The sequence below is a fragment of the Flavobacterium panici genome (assembly GCF_024499525.1).
Taxonomy (GTDB): Bacteria; Bacteroidota; Bacteroidia; order Flavobacteriales; family Flavobacteriaceae; genus Flavobacterium; species Flavobacterium panici.
Genome location: NZ_CP100437.1, coordinates 3,715,388 through 3,735,048 on the forward strand (window position 1 = coordinate 3,715,388; position 19,661 = coordinate 3,735,048).

Below are 19,661 nucleotides of genomic sequence, written 5' to 3' on the forward strand. Positions count from 1 at the left end.
TAAACTAAATAAGTATCGTTATGAAACTATATATAAAACCATTAGAAACGTATTTCATTTTAATATGTTCTTTTATTACAGTTTGCGTCAGTGCACAACAAGATCCTCAATATACGCAGTATATGTATAATACAATGGCGGTAAATCCGGCTTATGCCGGATCTACCGGCACTCTCGAAGCCACACTTTTACACCGTTCACAATGGGTAGGAATTTCAGGAGCACCAGAAACACAATCGTTTTCCATTCACGGACCGCTTTCAAATGAAAAAATCGGTCTAGGATTGAGTGTAGTTAACGACAAAATTGGTCCTTCAAATGAATTATATCTTGACGGAAACTTCTCTTATTCATTACCTCTAGGGTACGAAAAAAGATTAGCATTTGGTATAAAAGCAGGTATGAGAATGCTAAATATAGATTGGTCAAAAGGAAGATATTACAATGATAATGATGTTCTCCTAAACCAAAATATAGACAATCAAATGAAACTAGCAGTAGGAGCCGGAATTTACTATTACACAGAAAAATGGTATTTAGGATTCTCTATTCCAAGTTTTATTGAAAACAATTATTATGATGATGTACAGGAATCGATAGATTACGATCGTTTACATTATTATTTAATGGGAGGATATGTTTTTGATTTGAACCCAAATTTAAAGTTCAAACCAGCATTTTTAGTAAAAGCAGTAAGCGGAGCACCGATAACTGCTGATGTATCGGCGAATTTTATGATTGCTGAGAAATTTGTTATTGGAGGATCATACAGAACAGATGATTCTGTAAGTATTCTGGCAGGTTTTCAAATATCACCTAGTTTTTATCTAGGTTATGCTTTTGATTACACCACAAGTCAATTGAATAAATACAACGATGGAACACACGAATTCATCTTGCGTTATTCATTCAACAAAGGACAAAGCAAAATTAAATCTCCTCGATTCTTCTAAAAACAAAACATATGAAAAAATTATATATCCTAAGTTTAGTCTTGAGCATTACGTTTAGTTTTGCTCAAAAGACTAATTTAAAGAAAGCAGATGCTTTGTTTAGAAATTATTCCTATACAGATGCATCAAAGGCTTACGAAGAAATATTACAGAATATTAAAAGTCCGTCGACACAAACATTAAAAAATGCCGGAGACTCGTATTATTTTATTTCTGATGCACGAAATGCCCTAAAATGGTATAGAAAACTATACGAAGCACAGGGTAATAACCTAACGGATATTTACTATCTAAGATACATTCAAACCATGAAAGCAGTCATGGATTATGATGAAGCAGATAGGGTAACAAAAGAATATCTGGATAAAAAAGGAGATCAAAAGGAAATAGACCGTTATGTTGCTCAGAAAAAGCAGCTTGATAGTTTAGCGAAAGCAAAACCACTGTATCAAATTAAAAATCTGGATATCAATACCGGTAAATCTGACTTTGGAACCACATTTTTTCAGGAAAAAATTGTATTTACTTCGGCAAGAGACACAACCAAGTTTAGCGAAAAACTATACACCTGGAACAATCAGCCATTTCTGAATTTATATGTTTCCGAAAGAAATCCTGCAGATGGAAGCCTCTTCAACGAAAGTTTATTCATTCCAAACGTAATGAGCAAATATCACGAAGCAACGGCCACATTTGATGCAGCAGGAAAAACAATTTATTATACCACTAACATTTTAAAGAAAAACAAATTAGTTGTTGATGGTGACAAAGTCAATAATTTTCAAATTGTTAAAGGAGATGTTGTAGATAATAAATTAGAAAATCCGCAAAACGTATTCTTTAGCAGCGATGATTATTCTGTTGGGCATCCTTCTTTAAGCGATGACGGAAAATGGCTTTTCTTCGCATCAGATATGCCGGGCGGATTTGGTGAAACCGATTTGTATGTGGTAAAAATTTCCGATGACGGAACAATGAGTACACCGCTCAATTTGGGACCAAAAATCAATACAATTGGTAATGATCTTTTTCCTTATTACAGAAACGGAATGCTTTATTTTTCTTCAGATGGACATTATGGCTTAGGAGATTTAGATGTTTATGAAAGCAAATTTTTATCAGACGGAACTTTTACAACACCAAGAAACCTTGGCGCTCCAATAAACAGTAACAAAGACGATTTTGCTTATATCGTAGATAAGTCAGACAGTTACGGATATGTTTCCTCAAACAGAGCTGGAGGAAAAGGTGACGATGATATTTATTCTTTCGTAAAACGAAAACCGGTTTGTAACCAAAGTATTTCGGGAATCGCCGTTGACAGAAAATCGAAACTTCCATTATCAGATGTTACCGTTATGGCTTACAATTCTTTTAAAGAAGTTTTAGGGGAAACCAAAACAAACTACGAAGGAAAATATGCCATTGTGGTTCCATGTAATAAATTGGTTAACATGATTGCTGCCAAACCAAATTACAGCAGCGACGAAAAAACCGTAGAAACTACAAAAGAAAATGAAGGCGAAATTCCAAATATCAATTTTGAGCTTAGCAATTATGACGATTTAGTGGTGAAAAAGAAAGGTGTTGAAAAAGTAGATGTGAACCCAATTTACTTTGACTACGACAAATACGACATTACACCTTTAGCAGTCGAAGAATTGACAAAAGTAGTTTTCATCATGCAGAAATTTCCAAACATCAGAATCAAAATTGAATCACATACAGATTCAAGAGGGAAAGATGCTTATAATTTAAAACTTTCAGATAACAGAGCGAAATCAACAAGAGATTATATTATCTCGCAGGGAATTGACGCTTCAAGAATCGAAAGTGCCATTGGTTACGGTGAAACCCGATTAATCAATAAATGCAAAAATGGAGTGAAATGTACTGAAGAAGAACATTTGTTAAACAGACGCTCCGATTTCATCATTATTCAAAAATAGTACTATATTTGCGATCTAATTTATTGATAATCAGATTTTAAGATATAGAACGTAGAAACCATTTGGAAGTTGGTTTTTTAAAATTCTTTTTTAAGAATAATGGACAAGGAGAAAATCAGGCCGCAAATTTTTGCAGCCTGATTTTTGATTTTATAAAACTTTTGTGTTTAATGTTATTTGAACAAAAATAATCCTAATTTTGATATTCATTTATTTCAAATCAAAATCAGCATTATTTTAGCATTTTATGAGTATTCAGGAAACCATTCAAACCTTAAGAGACGAACTTAATCAACACAATTACAACTACTATGTGTTGGATAACGCCACAATTTCTGATTACGATTTTGATATAAAACTAAAGCAGCTTCAGGATTTAGAAAATAAAAATCCGGAATTTTTTGATGAAGATTCGCCAACGCAAAGAGTAGGCGGAGCCGTAACAAAAAACTTCAAAACTATTGCGCACCAATACAGAATGTATTCCCTTGATAATTCCTATTCGAAAGAAGATTTAATCGATTGGGAAAACAGAATTCAGCGCGTACTGGGAAATGTAAACCTGCAATATACCTGCGAATTAAAATACGACGGAGCTTCAATCAGTATATCTTATGAAAACGGAAAACTAGTTCAGGCGTTAACGCGCGGTGACGGTTTTCAGGGAGATGAGGTAACCAATAACATCAAAACAATCAAATCAATTCCAATCAAATTAAAAGGAGATTATCCTGAAAAATTTGACATTCGAGGAGAAATTATTCTGCCGCATGCAGGATTCGAAAAAATGAATCAGGAATTGATCGAAATTGGCGAAACTCCATACTCAAACCCAAGAAATACAGCTTCTGGAAGTTTAAAATTACAAGACAGCGCTGAGGTTGCAAAACGTCCGCTCGAATGTTTACTTTATTTTGTAACAGGAAATAACCTTCCGTTTAAAACCCAATACGAAGGATTAGAATCAGCCAGAAAATGGGGATTCAAAGTACCAAACGAAGCCAAGTTAGTCAATAACATGCAGGAAGTTTTCGACTTTATTGACTATTGGGACGTACATCGTCATCAATTACCTTATGAAACAGATGGTGTTGTAATCAAAGTAAACAGCATACACTCTCAGGAAGAATTAGGATATACAGCAAAATCACCACGCTGGGCAATCGCATACAAATTCAAATCAGAGCAGGTTTCAACCAAATTAAAATCAATATCGTATCAGGTTGGGCGTACAGGAGCCATTACTCCGGTGGCCAATTTGGAACCAGTTCAATTGGCGGGAACTATTGTAAAAAGAGCCTCTCTTCACAATGCAGACCAAATTGAAAAACTGGATATTAGAATAAATGATACCGTTTTTGTTGAAAAAGGAGGAGAGATTATCCCTAAAATTATCGCTGTAGATTTAGAGAAACGTCCGGAAAATTCAGAAATAACACACTACATAACACATTGTCCGGAATGTCAAACCGAATTGGTTAGAAATGCCGGAGAAGCAAATCATTACTGCCCGAATTTTTACGGTTGTCCACCGCAGATTATCGGAAGAGTGCAGCATTACATTTCGAGAAAAGCAATGGATATCGAAGGACTTGGTGGAGAAACAGTAGCGCTGCTCTTCAAGAATAATCTAGTTCACAATTACGCCGATTTATACGAATTGAAAGTGGAAGATATTTTGCATCTGGAAAGAATGGCGCAAAAATCAGCCGAAAATTTGGTAAAAGGAGTAGAAAAATCAAAAGAAATTCCATTTGAAAGTGTACTGTTTGCACTCGGAATTCGTTTTGTTGGAGAAACCGTAGCCAAAAAACTGGCTAAACATTATAAAAATATCGACGCTTTAAGTCAGGCCTCTTTAATGGATTTAATTCTGGTAGATGAAATTGGAGAAAGAATTGCCAAAAGCGTAATAGAATTTTTTGAAAACGAAGAAAATAAAATCATAATTGAACGTCTTAAAAGTTATGGAGTTCAATTTGAAACCGTAGAAAGAATAAACCCAAATGCTACCGAGAAATTTATTGGAAAAACTTTTGTTGTTTCAGGAGTTTTCACCCAATTTTCGAGAGACGATTTAAAAAAGACGATTGAAGATAACGGTGGAAAAGTAGGAAGTTCAATTTCTGCAAAAACCGACTTTGTCGTGGCGGGAGATAACATGGGGCCGGCTAAATTAGAAAAAGCAAATAAATTGAATATTCCTATACTATCTGAAGATGATTTTATAACTAAACTGAATGAAGGCTAATAAACCATCGTTAATTTTATTCTTCCTGGCGCTGCTGTTTACAATTATTTTTGATTGGACAGAACAAGACTTCCTTGCAATTTATGCAAAGGCAATAGTTTTGCCTGCAATTTTTATTTATTTTTTAATAAGCAGTGAATTCAAAATTAAGAAAACAGAAAGCTTTATTTTTGCATTTTGTTTTATAGGCCAGGTTTTTGACCTTATGGATGTTGAGGTTTCAGAAATTGGAGCCGTAATAAGTTTTCTTGTAGTCTACGCACTAATCATGAAGCTTTTTATAGTAGAACATGAAAAAATCAAACTACAAAAAAAGGATATTTTACCAATATCCTTAGTCATAATTTTTATTGTTTACCTGCTCATTTCAGTACTCAGTATGAAATTTGACAACACTAAAAAGTTCGATTATATCTATATCATCTACGGAATAATTCTGAGCTATATAAGTTATTTCTCTTTTGTAAGTTATATTACAAAAGGCACATTTATAACCCTTTTAATGTCATTAATGGCAGTTAGCTATATATTTTCAGATATATTCTACATCTTCAACGAATACTTTTCGCACTCCGTAGTTTTAGTTTTAATTCGTGATATAACACAAATTTTAGCCTACTACTTTATGGTCGAATATTTCCTCGAAAAAATAAAAATGCATAAAAGAGCCTTATACAATAATTGATGTCGCTTGATTGCTGTGCGCTTTATCCTTATCAAAATAAAAATCGATACGACCTAAATTGATTCCGTAACAGCCAACCTGATTAACCAATACTTCTTTTCCGGTTTTGTTTTTTACAATAGTAGGTTTGTCAAGAAAAGTGTGTGTATGTCCGCCAATAATTAAATCAATATCCTGCGTAAGTTCCGCAAATTTTAAATCAGAAATTTTCGAAGGCTCATCTTTATATTTATACCCAAGATGCGAAAGACAAATTACCAAATCACATTTTTCTTCTTGTTTTAACAAACGTGTCATATCCTGAGCAGCTTCAACAGGATCATTATAAACAGTTTCTTTATAAAGTTGTTTATCAACCAAACCCTGAAGTTCAATTCCTACACCAAAAACACCAACCTTAATTCCGTTTTTATTGAAGATTTTGTACGGTTTCACCAAACCATTCATTACAGTGTTTTTAAAATCGTAATTAGAATTTATAAATTCAAAAGTTGCATGAGGCATTTGAGCATACAAACCATCAAGACCATTGTCGAAATCATGATTTCCAATAGTTGAAGCATCATATTTCATCATACTCATTAACTTAAATTCTAATTCACCACCATAATAATTAAAATACGGAGTTCCCTGAAAAATATCACCCGCATCTAACAAAAGTACATTTGGATTTTCCCTGCGAATCGTTTCAATAAGAGCCGCACGACGAGACACGCCGCCTTTATTTGGGTTACGCGGATCATCAGCCGGAAACGGATCTATATGACTGTGAACATCGTTTGTATGCAGAATAGTTAAGTGTTTTATATCGTCAGTGCCAAAACTGCTCAATGACAATCCTAAACTTAATAAGGCAGTACTTGCAGCTGTTTTTTCGATAAATTCTCTTCTTTTCATTTTGTATATTTTTTGCGGGGAACTTTATATTTTGGTGATTTTTTTGCCATGAATTTTCACAAAAAATAATTCGAGTAAATTCGTGAAATTCGTGGCAAACTTTTTTTACTCTTCTGTAATACGAATATCTCTAGGAACCGGAATTGTATCAACTTCCTTGAAATAATCAATTAAAACATTTCTAAGTTTATAATTCAAATCATATTTCTGAATATTTTTTGCAAAGAAACTCATGTTGTCACCTCCATTTGCCAAATAATCATTTGTAGCCACATAATACGTTTTATTAACGTCAAGCGGTTTTCCCTGAATCAGGATGTTTTTTGCCGTATTATCTTTTGCAATAGTAAAAGTCATACCAGACAAAGGATGCGGTTTTTTCTCTCTTATTATATAAGATGTAATTTCTAAAATCTGTTCCCCTTTTAAAGCCAGAACAACCATATTATTTTCAAAAGGCATTATTTCAAAAGCAGATCTTGTTGTAACATTTCCTTTCGGTAAAATTGCCCTGATACCGCCATGATTTAAAAAGCAGATATCGATACTTTTGTTTTCACGAGTTTTAAAAACTTTATTGCCTCTTTCTAAGCAGACATCGGCCAATAAATTTCCAATAGAAGTCTGCCATTTTCCAGTACTTTTATCAAGAGTTTCAGGACAATATGCCAAAACGCTGTCTAAATCCTTATTAATATGATCGCGATAAGGTTTAATAAAATTCTCAATTTCTGGAGTTTGTGTACTATTTTCTGCAACCGGAATCTGTTTTCCTTCTATCTTCGTTAAATTATAATTCTTGGGGCTGCAAGAAAATATTGTAGTTAGTGTTAAGAATATAACAAAAAGTTTTAAAAATCGGTTATACTTTTTTAGTTTTACCATTTTAAATGCGGCTTAAATAATTAATTTTGTAATTCGTAAAAGTACTATGTTTTTAGATTATACAAGAGAATTTTTTGTAAAAAAATCATTAAAAAATAACTTAAAAACTATCAAAAACGAAGTTTTTACAAGCAATATACAAACCATTGGTTTGCTGGTTGATGAGAGTAATTTTCGCCATTCTAAAGAGTTAATAAAAGAACTTGAAGCAAATGGAATTGCTTCAAAAAACATAAAAATTGTTGCGTACAGACGTAAATTCGACAAGAAAAAAGAGTACTCAAGACCAACTTTTGGTAAAAAACATATCGATTGGAAAGGACAGGTTACAGAAGTTTTTTTAAATGAATTTACAGATACAGAATTTGATCTTTTGATTAGTTATTATGAAGAGGAAACTCCCATTTTAATGATGATCACAAGTAAATCAAAAGCAAAATTTAAAGTAGGATTTTCTTCCGTCGATGATAAATTAAACCGATGGATGATTAACACTACAATAGCAGAGTATAAACTTTTCATTTCAGAATTGTTTAAGTATTTAAAAAGTATAAAATAAAATTATAAATCAAAATATGCAATCATTAATAGGAACTGGTGTTGCGCTTGTAACCCCATTTAAAAAAGACTTTTCAGTAGATATCGAAGCGTTGCAGCGTGTCGTTAACTTTTCGATTGACGGAGGAGTTGAATATCTTGTTGTTATGGGTACAACAGCAGAAAATGCTACCTTAACACCAGAAGAAAAAGAGTTAGTTATCAGCACCGTAATTGATGTTAATAAAGGAAGACTGCCATTAGTTCTTGGAGTTGGAGGAAATAACACCATGCAGATTGTTGAAGAATTAAAAACAAGAGATTTTTCTGCTTTTGAAGCCATACTTTCAGTTTCACCATATTATAATAAGCCAACGCAGGAAGGAATTTACCAGCACTTTAAAGCAATTGCAGAAGCATCTCCAATTCCTGTAATATTATACAACGTTCCGGGAAGAACATCAAGCAATATGCTTCCGGCAACAGTTGTTCGTTTAGCAAATGATTTTAAAAATATCGTAGCTATAAAAGAAGCAGCAGGAGACATGGCTCAGGCATTAAAACTTATAAAAGATGCCCCAAAAGATTTTCTGGTAATTTCCGGAGATGATATGATTGCTTTACCTATCGTTTTAGCGGGCGGGGCAGGTGTAATTTCAGTAATCGGACAAGGTTTTCCAAAAGAATTTTCAGAAATGATTCGCTTAGGATTGAATAAGAAAGCAGTTGAAGCGTTTAAAACACAATACTTTTTAGCAGATTGTATTGATATGATTTTCGAACAAGGAAACCCTGCCGGAATAAAACAAATCTTTCAAGCCCTTGGTATTGCTGAAAATGTGGTGCGATTACCTTTGGTTTCTGTAGATGACGCTTTAGCAGCAAGATTAAATGAGTTTGTAAAAAATAGCATTAAATAATTGTTAAAGTGTTAGTATTATAAGATACTAAAAAATTATTTTGCAGTCGCTAAATTAATGACTAAATTTGCACCCGAAAGCTTCGGTGTGATTTTTACTTTGGCATAATGTCTAAGAAAATCATAATAAAAGTAAATAAATGAAAAAAATAGTATCTCTATTAATTGTTGTAGCCCTTTTTTGTTCTTGTAGTGATTACCAAAAGGCATTAAAAAATGAAGATGTTGCAGCAAAGTTCGAAGTGGCGACAAAAATGTACGAAGCTGGCAAGTATAATAAAGCCATTCGTCTTTTTGAACAATTAGCGCCAACATATAGAGGTAAACCTCAGGCTGAAAAACTTTTTTATATGTTTTCACAGTCTTATTACAAAACAAAACAATACTATCTGGCAGGATACCAGTTTGAAAGTTTTGTTTCAGGATATCCGCGAAGCGAAAAAGTACAGGAATGTGCTTATTTAGGAGCGTACAGTTATTCAAAATTATCTCCGGTTTACAGTTTAGATCAGGCTGACACGGTAAAAGCTTTAGAAAAATTACAAGCATTTATTGATAATTATCCAAATTCAGAATATATTCCTGAGGCAAATAAAACGGTACAGGTTTTAAATGGAAAATTAGAGAAAAAAGCATACGAAAATGCTAAAGGATACAATACAATTTCAGATTATAAATCAGCTCTTGTAGCTTTTGATAATTTTATAGCTGATTTTCCTGGAACTCCTTTCAAAGAAGACGCTTTATTTTACAAATATGATTCAGCATATAAGTTAGCAATAAACAGTGTTCCTTCAAAAATGGAAGAACGTTTAAATATTGCAAAAACAGCTTACGCAAACTTAATTAAGTTTAAAAGCGATACAAAATATAAAAAAGAGGCAGACGAAATGAATGCCAGAGTTGAAACGGATTTACAAAAATATACTAAATAAAAATAAGTCATGGATTTAAAAAAGACGAATGCTCCTGTTAACACAATAACTTACAATAAAACAGTTATTGAAGAGCCAACAGGAAATGTGTATGAAGCAATTACCATTATGGCTAAAAGAGCAAACCAGATTAATTCTGAAATCAAAAAAGAATTAACTGAGAAATTAGAAGAGTTTGCTACTTACAATGACAGTCTTGAAGAAGTTTTTGAAAATAAAGAACAAATCGAAGTTTCTAAATTTTACGAAAAATTACCAAAACCACACGCTTTAGCTGTTCAGGAATGGTTAGACGGAAAAACTTACCACAGAGGTTCAAACAAATAATATAGTATAATGTCAGTTTTAAACGGAAAAAAGATTTTACTGGGAGTTTCCGGTGGAATTGCAGCGTATAAAACAGCCTCATTAGTACGACTTTTTATAAAAGCAGGTGCACATGTCCAAGTGATAATGACACCTGCTTCTAAGGATTTTGTAACCCCGCTTACATTATCTACCTTATCAAAAAATCCTGTACATTCCAGTTTCTTTAACGACGACAATGAAGATGCTGTATGGAACAATCACGTTGAATTAGGTCTTTGGGCAGATTTGATGCTGATCGCTCCTGCAACAGCAAATACAATGTCTAAAATGGCAACAGGAAATTGCGATAATCTTTTAATTGCAACATACTTATCGGCTAAATGTCCAGTTTATTTTGCTCCTGCAATGGACTTGGATATGTACAAACACCCCTCTACAATTTCTAGTTTCAATGCTTTAAAGCAATTCGGAAATATTATTATTCCAGCTGAAAAAGGAGAATTAGCAAGCGGTTTATCCGGAGAAGGCCGAATGGCTGAACCTGAAAATATTATAGCTTTTCTTGAAGCAGATTTAGAAAGCAAATTACCCCTTAAAGGAAAAAAAATACTAATAACTGCAGGTCCCACATACGAAGCAATAGATCCCGTACGTTTTATAGGAAATCATTCTTCTGGAAAAATGGGATTTGATATTGCAAATGCAGCCGCAAATCTTGGTGCTCAGGTTGTTTTAGTTTCGGGACCAACACATTATAAAGCTAAAAATCCTTTGATTGAAGTTATAAATATAATGTCGGCGCAGGAAATGTATGATGCCTGCCACAAACATTATGATGATTCTGATGCAGCAATTGCAGCAGCAGCGGTAGCAGATTACAAACCAAAAGAGGTTGCATTGCAAAAGATTAAGAAAAATGCAAGTGAGTTTTCGATTGAATTAGAGAAAACAAAAGATATTTTATCCTCTTTAGGAGCTATTAAAAAGAATCAGTTTTTAATAGGCTTTGCCCTTGAAACCGAAAATGAAATTGAAAATGCTAAGCTGAAAATCCAGAAAAAAAACTTAGATTTGATAGTTCTAAATTCTTTGCAGGATGAAGGTGCCGGTTTTAAAAAAGAAACCAATAAAGTAACATTTATTGATAAAAACTTTAATATCGAGCCAATGGAATTAAAATCGAAAGAATTTGTAGCAGTTGATATTTTAAACAAAGTGATTTCACATTTTTCAAAATCATAAAGATTTAAAATATTTTATAAAAAGTAAGAATAGTTGTTCTATTTTTGCTGATAATAAAATTTTATTTGTATGAACAAAATAGTTACACTTTTCGTATTTTTTATTTTTGGCTTTACTCAGGCGCAGCAGCTAAATTGTACAGTAACTATCAATACTGAAAGGCTTCCTACACCAAATCAGCAGGTTTTTAAAACGCTGCAGACTTCTTTATCTGAGTTTGTAAACAAAACAGACTGGACAGGAACTGGATCTGCCTTAAAACAGCATGAAAGAATTAATTGTTCCATGTATATTACATTGTCATCCTATAGTTCTGACCAGTTTACAGGAACTATTCAGGTACAGTCTTCAAGATTAATTTACAATTCGACTTATTCTTCGCCTGTTCTGAATTTTAATGACAAAGACTTTAATTTTAGATACACAGAGTACGAGCCATTATTGTTTAATCCAACTGTTTTTGAATCAAATTTAGTATCTGTAGTATCTTTTTACAGTTACATAATTTTAGGTATGGATGCTGATACGTTTCAAAGCGGCGCCGGAAATCAGTATTTTGAAACAGCTCAAAACATTGCAAGCGTTGCACAGCAAGGTGGATTTAGAGGTTGGAGCCAGACAGACGGACTTCAAAACCGTTATTATTTAATAACAGATATGCTTTCTCCAATGTATACTGATTTACGTCAGACCACCTTTTTGTATCATACAGGCTTAGATACGATGAGCAATGATTTAAAAGCAGCAAAAGAAAAAGTAAAATCTTCTTTACTCCTTATAGGAAAAGTAAACTCAGTTAGGCCAAATGCATTTTTGACGCGCGTATTTTTTGATGCAAAATCAGATGAGATAGTTTCTATTTTTTCCGGAGGCCCAAGTATTCCTGTTACGGACTTAACAGATATTTTGAATAGGGTTTCACCTTTAAATAATTCAAAATGGTCGCAAATTAAGTTTTAAAAACTTAATTTTTTTTCCTTTCTTCGTAGCACTTTATTTTTATAATTCCCCTTTATGATAACTTCACTATCGATTAAAAATTATGCTCTGATTGAAAAGCTTTCTATTGATTTTTCAAAAGGTTTTTCTATAATTACTGGTGAAACAGGAGCAGGAAAATCGATTATATTAGGAGCGATTGGACTCGTTTTAGGAAAAAGAGCAGATTTAACTTCATTAAAAAACAAAGAAGAAAAATGTGTTATTGAAGCACATTTTGAAATTTCTAAATACAACTTAAAAGATTTTTTTGCAGAAAATGATCTCGATTATGAGGATGAAACCATAATTAGACGTGAAATTTTACCTTCGGGAAAATCAAGAGCTTTTATAAACGACAGTCCCGTAAATCTTCAGGAATTACAGGATTTGAGTCTTTTTTTAATAGACATACATTCGCAGCAGCAAACCCAGGAATTGTCTGATGAAACGGTTCAATTCAAGATAATTGATGCTATTGCTGATAATTTTGATACAATTCTAACGTATCAAAATCTATTAAAAGTTTATAAATCAGAGAAATCAAAATTAAATGCTTTACTAAAAAAACAAAGTGATTCTGGAAAAGAGCAGGAGTACAATACTTTTTTATTGAATGAATTGGTTTCGGCTAAATTAAAATCTGGAGAACAGGCAGAATTAGAAGCTGATTTTGAAAAACTGAATAATGTCGAAATTATCAAAGAATCAATTGATAAATCGCTTGTAATTGCAAACGAAGAGCAGTTTGGAGTATTTCATAATCTTAATGAAATTAAAAACGCACTGCAAAAGATTGCGCCGTTTTCAGCAGAATATCAAAACTTATTTGAACGAATCACCAGTATTTCAATTGAATTTGATGATGTTTCAAAAGAATTACAAAATGCTTCAGAAAAATTATTAAACGATCCGGAGCAATTAGAATTAGTAAGTCAAAAATTGCAGTTAATTTTTAATCTGCAAAAGAAACACCATGTTAATTCTGTAGACGAATTACTTCAAATTCAGGCAGATTTAGGAAATACACTTTTAGAATTAGATAATATTGAAGGAGAAATCGAAACCTTATCGAATTCAATCGAAGAAAAAGCAGCAGAATTAGATGCTTTTGCAGCAACAATTCATCAAAACAGAATAAATGCAATTCCGGTTTTATCAAATCAGTTAATATCGATTTTAGAAACATTAGGAATGCCAAATGTTCGTTTTAATATGGAACTTTTACCATCTGAAACCTATTTCCAAAACGGAAAAGATGAATTACAGTTCTTGTTTTCAGCCAATAAAGGAACTGATTTTGGTTTATTGAAAAAAGTGGCTTCAGGCGGGGAAATGTCACGTATTATGCTGGCAGTTAAAGCAATTTTAGCGCAATATTCAAAATTACCAACCTTAATTTTTGATGAAATTGATACCGGAGTTTCGGGAGAAATTGCCATTAGAATGGGTGAGATTATGAAAGAAATGAGTGCCAAAATGCAGATTTTTGCGATTACGCATTTACCGCAGATTGCAGCAAAAGGAGATTCGCACTTCAAAGTTTCTAAAGCAACAGTAGGCGATCACACACAGTCAGAATTAAAGTTACTGTCTCAGGACGAAAGAGTTATAGAAATTGCTCAAATGTTATCAGGAGCAGTCGTTTCAGATTCGGCTTTAAATCACGCCAAAGCCTTGTTGAACTAAAGAAATACTTTATATTTGTCATCGAAAAATAATTAAACAAAACAGGCATAAGTTGTCATTTATCTTGATAATGATTAATTTATGAGTAAATAAAAAGAGTATGATTATAGAACCTAGAATGAGAGGATTTATTTGTTTGACTGCCCACCCAAAGGGAGCTGAGCAAAACGTTAAAAATCAAATTGAATATATCAAATCAAAAGGTGCAATTGCCGGAGCAAAAAAAGTATTAGTTATTGGTGCTTCAACAGGTTTCGGATTAGCTTCAAGAATCACAAGTGCTTTTGGATCTGACGCTGCTACAATTGGAGTATTTTTCGAAAAACCACCGGTTGAAGGAAAAACAGCTTCACCAGGATGGTACAATTCTGCAGCTTTTGAAGCAGAAGCTCATAAAGCAGGTCTATATGCAAAAAGTATCAATGGAGATGCTTTTTCAAACGAAATAAAAAGAGAAACTTTAGATTTAATAAAAGCTGATTTAGGACAAGTAGATCTTGTAATTTACAGTTTAGCTTCTCCAGTGCGTACAAATCCTAATACAGGAGTTACACACCGTTCAGTTTTAAAACCAATCGGACAGACATTTACAAACAAAACAGTTGATTTTCATACAGGAAACGTAACTGAGGTTTCAATCGCTCCTGCAAACGAGGAAGATATTGAAAACACAGTTGCTGTAATGGGAGGTGAAGACTGGGCAATGTGGATCGATGCTTTAAAAAATGAAAATTTATTGGCAGAAGGTGCTGCGACAGTTGCTTATTCTTATATTGGACCAGCATTAACAGAAGCAGTTTACCGTAAAGGAACAATTGGTCGTGCAAAAGATCATTTAGAAGCTACTGCTTTCACTATCACAGATAACTTAAAATCTATTGGTGGAAAAGCTTATGTTTCTGTAAACAAAGCATTAGTTACACAAGCAAGTTCTGCAATTCCGGTTATTCCGTTATATATTTCTCTTTTATACAAAATCATGAAAGAAGAAGGTATTCATGAAGGATGTATCGAGCAGATTCAGCGTTTATTCCAGGATAGATTATACAATGGTTCTGAAGTTCCTGTTGATGAAAAAGGAAGAATTAGAATTGACGACTGGGAAATGCGTGACGATGTTCAGGCAAAAGTAGCTGAACTTTGGAAAGAAGCTACAACAGAAACGTTACCGGCTATAGGAGATTTAGCAGGTTATAGAAATGATTTCTTAAACTTATTTGGATTTGAATTTGACGGAGTTGACTACAAAGCAGAAGCTAATGAAGTAGTTAATATTGACAGTATCAAATAAAAACATAAATCTTACAGTAAAAACCATCAACCAAAAGTTGGTGGTTTTTTTATGAATATAACCTATCTTTGCTGAAATTTTAAATTTTTAAAATATTCCACTTAAAACCGCATTCCCGCTATGATTTTTTCTTTAATTATACCCGTGTATAATCGTCCGGACGAAGTTGATGAACTTTTAGAAAGTCTTACAAAATCTGATTACAACGAACCTTTTGAAATTGTTCTGGTTGAAGACGGATCATCGATTCCTTGTAAAGATGTTGTAATGAACTATGATGGGAAATTGAATATCTCATATTATTTTAAACCAAATTCTGGTCCCGGCGATTCCAGAAATTTTGGAATGCAGAAGGCGAGAGGGGATTATTTTATCATTTTTGATTCAGATTGTATCATTCCGCCTAATTATTTAACGGAAGTTCGTAAAGCTTTAGATGAAAAATATGTGGACTGTTTTGGCGGGCCGGATAAAGCCTTGAAAAGCTTTTCGAACATTCAAAAAGCAATCAATTTTGCCATGACCTCTTTTCTTACAACAGGAGGGATTCGCGGCGGTTCTGAAAAAATTAATAAATTCCAGCCAAGAAGTTTTAATATGGGGATTTCGAAGAAAGCTTTTGAAGCTTCAAAAGGCTTTGGAAACATCCATCCCGGCGAAGATCCCGACTTATCGATCCGTTTATGGAACTTAGGGTTTGAAACCAGACTGTTTTCTGAGGCTTTTGTGTATCACAAACGTAGAATTGACTGGGAAAAATTCTCCATTCAGGTAAAAAAATTCGGTATAGCAAGACCAATATTAAACAGTTGGTATCCAGAACATAATAAGCTTACTTTCTTCTTTCCAACCGTATTTATCGTAGGTTTATTGATAGCTTTTTTACTATTAATTTTTAATATTGATATTTTATTACAATTATATTTTGTATATTTCGTTATTATTTTTCTTACAGCAAGTATTCAAAATAAAAGTATCAAAATTGGGTATTTATCGGTTATTGCTGTTTGGAAACAATTTTACGGTTACGGAACTGGATTTTTGGAATCTTTTGTAAAAGTTATTTTATTAAAGAAGAAACCACAAGAAGCTTTTCCTCGTATGTTTTTTAAGATATAATATGACAAAAATTATCGGCTTGACCGGCGGAATAGGAAGCGGTAAAACAACAATCACTGCTTTTTTTAAGGAAATGGGAATTCCTGTTTACATCGCAGATGATGAAGCTAAAAAGATAATGCAGTCAGCAGAAATTATTACTGCAATAAAAAATGCTTTTGGAGAATCGCTCTTTGAAAATAATGTTTTAAACCGGGCAAAATTAGGTGATATTGTTTTTAATGATGCAGATAAATTAACAGTTTTAAATTCGATTGTACATCCTGCAGTAAAAAAGGATTTTCAACATTGGCTGTCTCAAAATAAAAATGAAGCATTTGTAGTTTACGAAGCTGCCATTTTATTTGAAAGCGGAAAATACAAAGAATTTGATTATATAGTTACCGTTACTGCGCCAGAAGAATTAAGAATTGAAAGAGTGATGAAGCGTGATAATACCACACGCGAACACGTTTTAAGCAGAATGAAAATGCAGTGGGATGATAAAAAACGAATTTCTTTAAGCAATTTTGTAATTAATAACAGTAATCTTAAAATTGCTAAAGAAGAAGTAGTTGAAATTCTTAAAATTTTGAAAATAAAACAAAAACAGTCTTAAATGTTAATATTTGGTTAATGTATTATTTAGTATATTGTTAAAATATTAATTTTGTTTCGATGAATAAATTATTTTTTAGAATACTTGTTTTACTGATGAGTTTGTCCTTAATAGGGATAATTCTAGTGCAGGTATTTTGGTTTAACTCTTCATTTAAAAATAACGAAGAGCAGTTTAAATACCACGTTACCCAAGTTATCGGAAATGTAGCTGACAAGCTTGAACAGCAAGAAGAATACAGTTTTTACGATAAATATAACCGCATAAAAGACAGCACAGGTAAAATTCCCAAAAAAGAGGACTTACTTCAGGTGTTTTATGTACAAAGAAATGCAAAAACAAATAAAACAATTGTTTATTCTAATACGCTGACTTCTGAAGATTACGATATAAGCGGATCGTTTTTTAATAAAAAATTCAGCAGTGAGCGATTTAAGAATTTCAGCTCTAAAAGAGTAACCGAAGTTTATAATAACAATAACGGAATTGATAATAACAATTTAGGTCAAAGTATAATACCGGACCTTACAATTGAAAAATCAGGAAGTTTAGATATTTTAAATAAAGTTCAGCAGCAAATTCAGTATAAAGATATTGCGTCCTTAACTCCAATTGAAGGTAGAATTACTAAAGATAAACTTTCTAAGCTTTTAAAGAAAGAATTACAAGAATACGGAGTTAAAACCAAATTTGAATTTGGAATTTATAGCAGCGGTGTTCCAACCAAAATTAAATCGGATGGATTTCACTACGATAAAGAAGCAACTTATAATATTCCGATATATACTGATAACGAAGGAAATAGCAGATATGAATTGTCAGTTACATTTCCTCATAAAAAGAAATTTTTACTATCAGAATTATTAAGTATTACTATTTTATCAATAGTTTTTACATTAATTATAATAGTTGCATACACAAGTGCCTTAAATCAATTGTTGCGTCAGAAACATATTTCTGAAATCAAAACAGATTTTATAAATAATATGACGCACGAGTTTAAAACTCCAATTGCGACAATAAATTTAGCACTTGATGCGATTAGAAACCCTAAAATTATTGAAGATAAAGACAAAGTCTATAGATATCTTCAAATGATTAGGGATGAAAATAAAAGAATGCATGCCCAGGTTGAAAACGTTTTACGTATTTCTAAACTAGAAAAACGTGAACTTGATATCACTAAAGAACCAACTGTTGTAACTGATGTAATTGACGATGCAATTGAGCATGTAAATTTGATTTTAGAAGATAGAAAAGGTACAGTAGTAAAACATTATAACGCAGCAAGAACGACTTGTTTGATCAATGAAGTTCATTTTACAAACGTTCTGGTTAATATTTTAGAGAATGCCATAAAATATTCACCTGATACTCCTGAAATTGAAATTTTTACAGAAAATGTAAAAGACATGATTTTGATAAAAGTAAGAGATCATGGTTTGGGAATGAGTAAGATAGCTCAAAAACGAGTGTTTGAGAAGTTCTATAGAGAACATACTGGAGACCTTCATAATGTAAAAGGGCACGGCTTAGGTCTTGCGTACGTAAAAAGAATTGTAGAGGACCATAATGGTCAAGTATATGTTGAAAGCGAAAAAGGAAAAGGTAGCACCTTTATTATAAAAATACCATTAATAAATTAAAATATGGAAAATACTAACAAAAGAATACTTTTAGTAGAAGATGACCTAAATTTTGGGGCGGTTCTTAAAGATTATCTAATGTTAAATGACTTTGAAGTTACTTTAGCTAAAAACGGTATGGAAGGTTTCGAGAAATTCAAGAAAGACGTTTACGATTTATGTATTCTTGATGTAATGATGCCTTATAAAGATGGGTATACTTTAGCAAAAGAAATTAGAGAAAAGAACAGCGAAGTGCCAATTATCTTCTTGACAGCAAAATCTATGAAAGAAGATGTGTTAAAAGGATACAAAGCTGGTGCTGACGATTATTTAAATAAACCTTTTGATTCAGAAGTTTTATTGATGAAAATCAAAGCGATTATTCAAAGAAAATCAGCTGATACAAAAGCAGAACAAGTACAATTTGAATTTAATATTGGTAAATTCCACTTAAACTCAAAACTTAGATTCTTGACTTTCCAGGATGAAGAGCCAATCAAATTGTCTCCAAAAGAGAATGAATTGCTTAAAATGTTAATTCTTCATGAAAATGACTTAATGCCAAGAGAATTAGCTTTGACTAAAATCTGGAGAGATGACAACTACTTTACTTCAAGAAGTATGGATGTTTACATCGCTAAACTTAGAAAATACCTTAAATCTGATGAAGATGTTGAGATTCTTAACATTCACGGAGAAGGTTTCAGATTAGTTGTGAAAAGCAAAGTTTCTGAATAACGAATTCACCTAAAAACAATATAAAAGCTCTGAGAAATCAGGGCTTTTTTTATGTTTA

General features: G+C 32.6%; 18 protein-coding genes. 16 read left to right on the top strand and 2 right to left on the bottom strand.

Annotation, left to right across the window (positions count from 1 at the left end):
• The first annotated feature begins 20 nt into the window (after positions 1-20).
• From NLJ00_RS15575 to NLJ00_RS15590, 4 genes are all read left to right on the top strand, one after another.
• The gene (locus tag NLJ00_RS15575; protein WP_053472130.1) at positions 21-953 is read left to right on the top strand and encodes a PorP/SprF family type IX secretion system membrane protein; all 933 of its coding nucleotides are present in this window, start codon (positions 21-23) and stop codon (positions 951-953) included.
• Positions 954-964: 11 nt separating this feature from the next.
• The gene (locus tag NLJ00_RS15580) at positions 965-2,902 is read left to right on the top strand and encodes an OmpA family protein (RefSeq protein ID WP_256634471.1); all 1,938 of its coding nucleotides are present in this window, start codon (positions 965-967) and stop codon (positions 2,900-2,902) included.
• 247 nt (positions 2,903-3,149) lie between these two features.
• Positions 3,150-5,153 carry an NAD-dependent DNA ligase LigA gene (ligA, locus tag NLJ00_RS15585; protein WP_256634472.1) on the top strand — a complete coding sequence of 668 codons (2,004 nt, stop codon included), beginning with the start codon at positions 3,150-3,152 and terminating at the stop codon, positions 5,151-5,153.
• Entirely contained in the window at positions 5,143-5,838 is a 696-nt protein-coding gene (locus NLJ00_RS15590; protein ID WP_180856992.1) for a hypothetical protein, read from the top strand. Before ligA ends, NLJ00_RS15590 begins: the two co-directional genes overlap by 11 nt.
• Here the strand turns inward: NLJ00_RS15590 and NLJ00_RS15595 are convergent.
• Both NLJ00_RS15595 and NLJ00_RS15600 read right to left on the bottom strand, forming a co-directional pair.
• Positions 5,824-6,735, bottom strand: coding sequence for a bifunctional metallophosphatase/5'-nucleotidase (locus tag NLJ00_RS15595; protein ID WP_256634473.1), 912 nt, complete (start codon positions 6,733-6,735; stop codon positions 5,824-5,826). The two genes, NLJ00_RS15590 and NLJ00_RS15595, sit on opposite strands and share 15 nt — an antisense overlap.
• A gap of 105 nt (positions 6,736-6,840) precedes the next feature.
• A complete protein-coding gene (locus tag NLJ00_RS15600) occupies positions 6,841-7,620 on the bottom strand; it encodes a 5'-nucleotidase C-terminal domain-containing protein (protein ID WP_256634474.1) in 780 nt (259 codons plus the stop codon).
• A gap of 46 nt (positions 7,621-7,666) precedes the next feature.
• Between NLJ00_RS15600 and NLJ00_RS15605 the strand changes: the two genes are divergently transcribed.
• The 12 genes from NLJ00_RS15605 (at position 7,667) to NLJ00_RS15660 (ending at position 19,603) form a co-directional block, all read left to right on the top strand.
• The gene (locus NLJ00_RS15605; RefSeq protein ID WP_256634475.1) at positions 7,667-8,179 is read left to right on the top strand and encodes a DUF6913 domain-containing protein; all 513 of its coding nucleotides are present in this window, start codon (positions 7,667-7,669) and stop codon (positions 8,177-8,179) included.
• 16 nt (positions 8,180-8,195) lie between these two features.
• The gene (gene dapA, locus NLJ00_RS15610; protein WP_256634476.1) at positions 8,196-9,077 is read left to right on the top strand and encodes a 4-hydroxy-tetrahydrodipicolinate synthase; all 882 of its coding nucleotides are present in this window, start codon (positions 8,196-8,198) and stop codon (positions 9,075-9,077) included.
• 139 nt (positions 9,078-9,216) lie between these two features.
• Positions 9,217-10,011 carry an outer membrane protein assembly factor BamD gene (locus tag NLJ00_RS15615; protein WP_053472138.1) on the top strand — a complete coding sequence of 265 codons (795 nt, stop codon included), beginning with the start codon at positions 9,217-9,219 and terminating at the stop codon, positions 10,009-10,011.
• A gap of 9 nt (positions 10,012-10,020) precedes the next feature.
• Positions 10,021-10,338, top strand: coding sequence for a DNA-directed RNA polymerase subunit omega (locus tag NLJ00_RS15620; RefSeq protein WP_007807938.1), 318 nt, complete (start codon positions 10,021-10,023; stop codon positions 10,336-10,338).
• A gap of 9 nt (positions 10,339-10,347) precedes the next feature.
• Positions 10,348-11,562, top strand: coding sequence for a bifunctional phosphopantothenoylcysteine decarboxylase/phosphopantothenate--cysteine ligase CoaBC (gene coaBC / locus NLJ00_RS15625; protein ID WP_256634477.1), 1,215 nt, complete (start codon positions 10,348-10,350; stop codon positions 11,560-11,562).
• A 69-nt stretch (positions 11,563-11,631) separates the two neighbouring features.
• Complete coding sequence (porD, locus tag NLJ00_RS15630; protein WP_256634478.1) at positions 11,632-12,522, top strand: type IX secretion system protein PorD; 891 nt, start codon at positions 11,632-11,634, stop codon at positions 12,520-12,522.
• Positions 12,523-12,576: 54 nt separating this feature from the next.
• Entirely contained in the window at positions 12,577-14,229 is a 1,653-nt protein-coding gene (recN, locus tag NLJ00_RS15635; protein ID WP_256634479.1) for a DNA repair protein RecN, read from the top strand.
• Between the two features lie 100 nt (positions 14,230-14,329).
• Positions 14,330-15,520: an enoyl-ACP reductase FabV gene (fabV, locus tag NLJ00_RS15640; protein WP_053472142.1), complete on the top strand. Its 1,191-nt coding sequence runs from the start codon at positions 14,330-14,332 to the stop codon at positions 15,518-15,520.
• A 120-nt stretch (positions 15,521-15,640) separates the two neighbouring features.
• The gene (locus NLJ00_RS15645) at positions 15,641-16,639 is read left to right on the top strand and encodes a glycosyltransferase (protein WP_053472143.1); all 999 of its coding nucleotides are present in this window, start codon (positions 15,641-15,643) and stop codon (positions 16,637-16,639) included.
• 1 nt (position 16,640) lies between these two features.
• Entirely contained in the window at positions 16,641-17,237 is a 597-nt protein-coding gene (gene coaE / locus NLJ00_RS15650) for a dephospho-CoA kinase (protein ID WP_256634480.1), read from the top strand.
• A gap of 59 nt (positions 17,238-17,296) precedes the next feature.
• Entirely contained in the window at positions 17,297-18,883 is a 1,587-nt protein-coding gene (locus NLJ00_RS15655; protein ID WP_053472145.1) for a sensor histidine kinase, read from the top strand.
• 3 nt (positions 18,884-18,886) lie between these two features.
• Positions 18,887-19,603 carry a response regulator transcription factor gene (locus tag NLJ00_RS15660; protein WP_012025443.1) on the top strand — a complete coding sequence of 239 codons (717 nt, stop codon included), beginning with the start codon at positions 18,887-18,889 and terminating at the stop codon, positions 19,601-19,603.
• Positions 19,604-19,661: the final 58 nt, after the last annotated feature.

Excerpts from the sequence above, each read along its gene's own strand:
- NLJ00_RS15575 (WP_053472130.1), top strand. The coding sequence starts at position 21 with ATGAAACTATATATAAAACCATTAGAAACGTATTTCATTTTAATATGT.
- NLJ00_RS15580 (WP_256634471.1), top strand. The coding sequence starts at position 965 with ATGAAAAAATTATATATCCTAAGTTTAGTCTTGAGCATTACGTTTAGT.
- ligA (WP_256634472.1), top strand. The coding sequence starts at position 3,150 with ATGAGTATTCAGGAAACCATTCAAACCTTAAGAGACGAACTTAATCAA.
- NLJ00_RS15590 (WP_180856992.1), top strand. The coding sequence starts at position 5,143 with ATGAAGGCTAATAAACCATCGTTAATTTTATTCTTCCTGGCGCTGCTG.
- NLJ00_RS15595 (WP_256634473.1), bottom strand. The coding sequence starts at position 6,735 with ATGAAAAGAAGAGAATTTATCGAAAAAACAGCTGCAAGTACTGCCTTA.
- NLJ00_RS15600 (WP_256634474.1), bottom strand. The coding sequence starts at position 7,620 with ATGGTAAAACTAAAAAAGTATAACCGATTTTTAAAACTTTTTGTTATA.
- NLJ00_RS15605 (WP_256634475.1), top strand. The coding sequence starts at position 7,667 with ATGTTTTTAGATTATACAAGAGAATTTTTTGTAAAAAAATCATTAAAA.
- dapA (WP_256634476.1), top strand. The coding sequence starts at position 8,196 with ATGCAATCATTAATAGGAACTGGTGTTGCGCTTGTAACCCCATTTAAA.
- NLJ00_RS15615 (WP_053472138.1), top strand. The coding sequence starts at position 9,217 with ATGAAAAAAATAGTATCTCTATTAATTGTTGTAGCCCTTTTTTGTTCT.
- NLJ00_RS15620 (WP_007807938.1), top strand. The coding sequence starts at position 10,021 with ATGGATTTAAAAAAGACGAATGCTCCTGTTAACACAATAACTTACAAT.
- coaBC (WP_256634477.1), top strand. The coding sequence starts at position 10,348 with ATGTCAGTTTTAAACGGAAAAAAGATTTTACTGGGAGTTTCCGGTGGA.
- porD (WP_256634478.1), top strand. The coding sequence starts at position 11,632 with ATGAACAAAATAGTTACACTTTTCGTATTTTTTATTTTTGGCTTTACT.
- recN (WP_256634479.1), top strand. The coding sequence starts at position 12,577 with ATGATAACTTCACTATCGATTAAAAATTATGCTCTGATTGAAAAGCTT.
- fabV (WP_053472142.1), top strand. The coding sequence starts at position 14,330 with ATGATTATAGAACCTAGAATGAGAGGATTTATTTGTTTGACTGCCCAC.
- NLJ00_RS15645 (WP_053472143.1), top strand. The coding sequence starts at position 15,641 with ATGATTTTTTCTTTAATTATACCCGTGTATAATCGTCCGGACGAAGTT.
- coaE (WP_256634480.1), top strand. The coding sequence starts at position 16,641 with ATGACAAAAATTATCGGCTTGACCGGCGGAATAGGAAGCGGTAAAACA.
- NLJ00_RS15655 (WP_053472145.1), top strand. The coding sequence starts at position 17,297 with ATGAATAAATTATTTTTTAGAATACTTGTTTTACTGATGAGTTTGTCC.
- NLJ00_RS15660 (WP_012025443.1), top strand. The coding sequence starts at position 18,887 with ATGGAAAATACTAACAAAAGAATACTTTTAGTAGAAGATGACCTAAAT.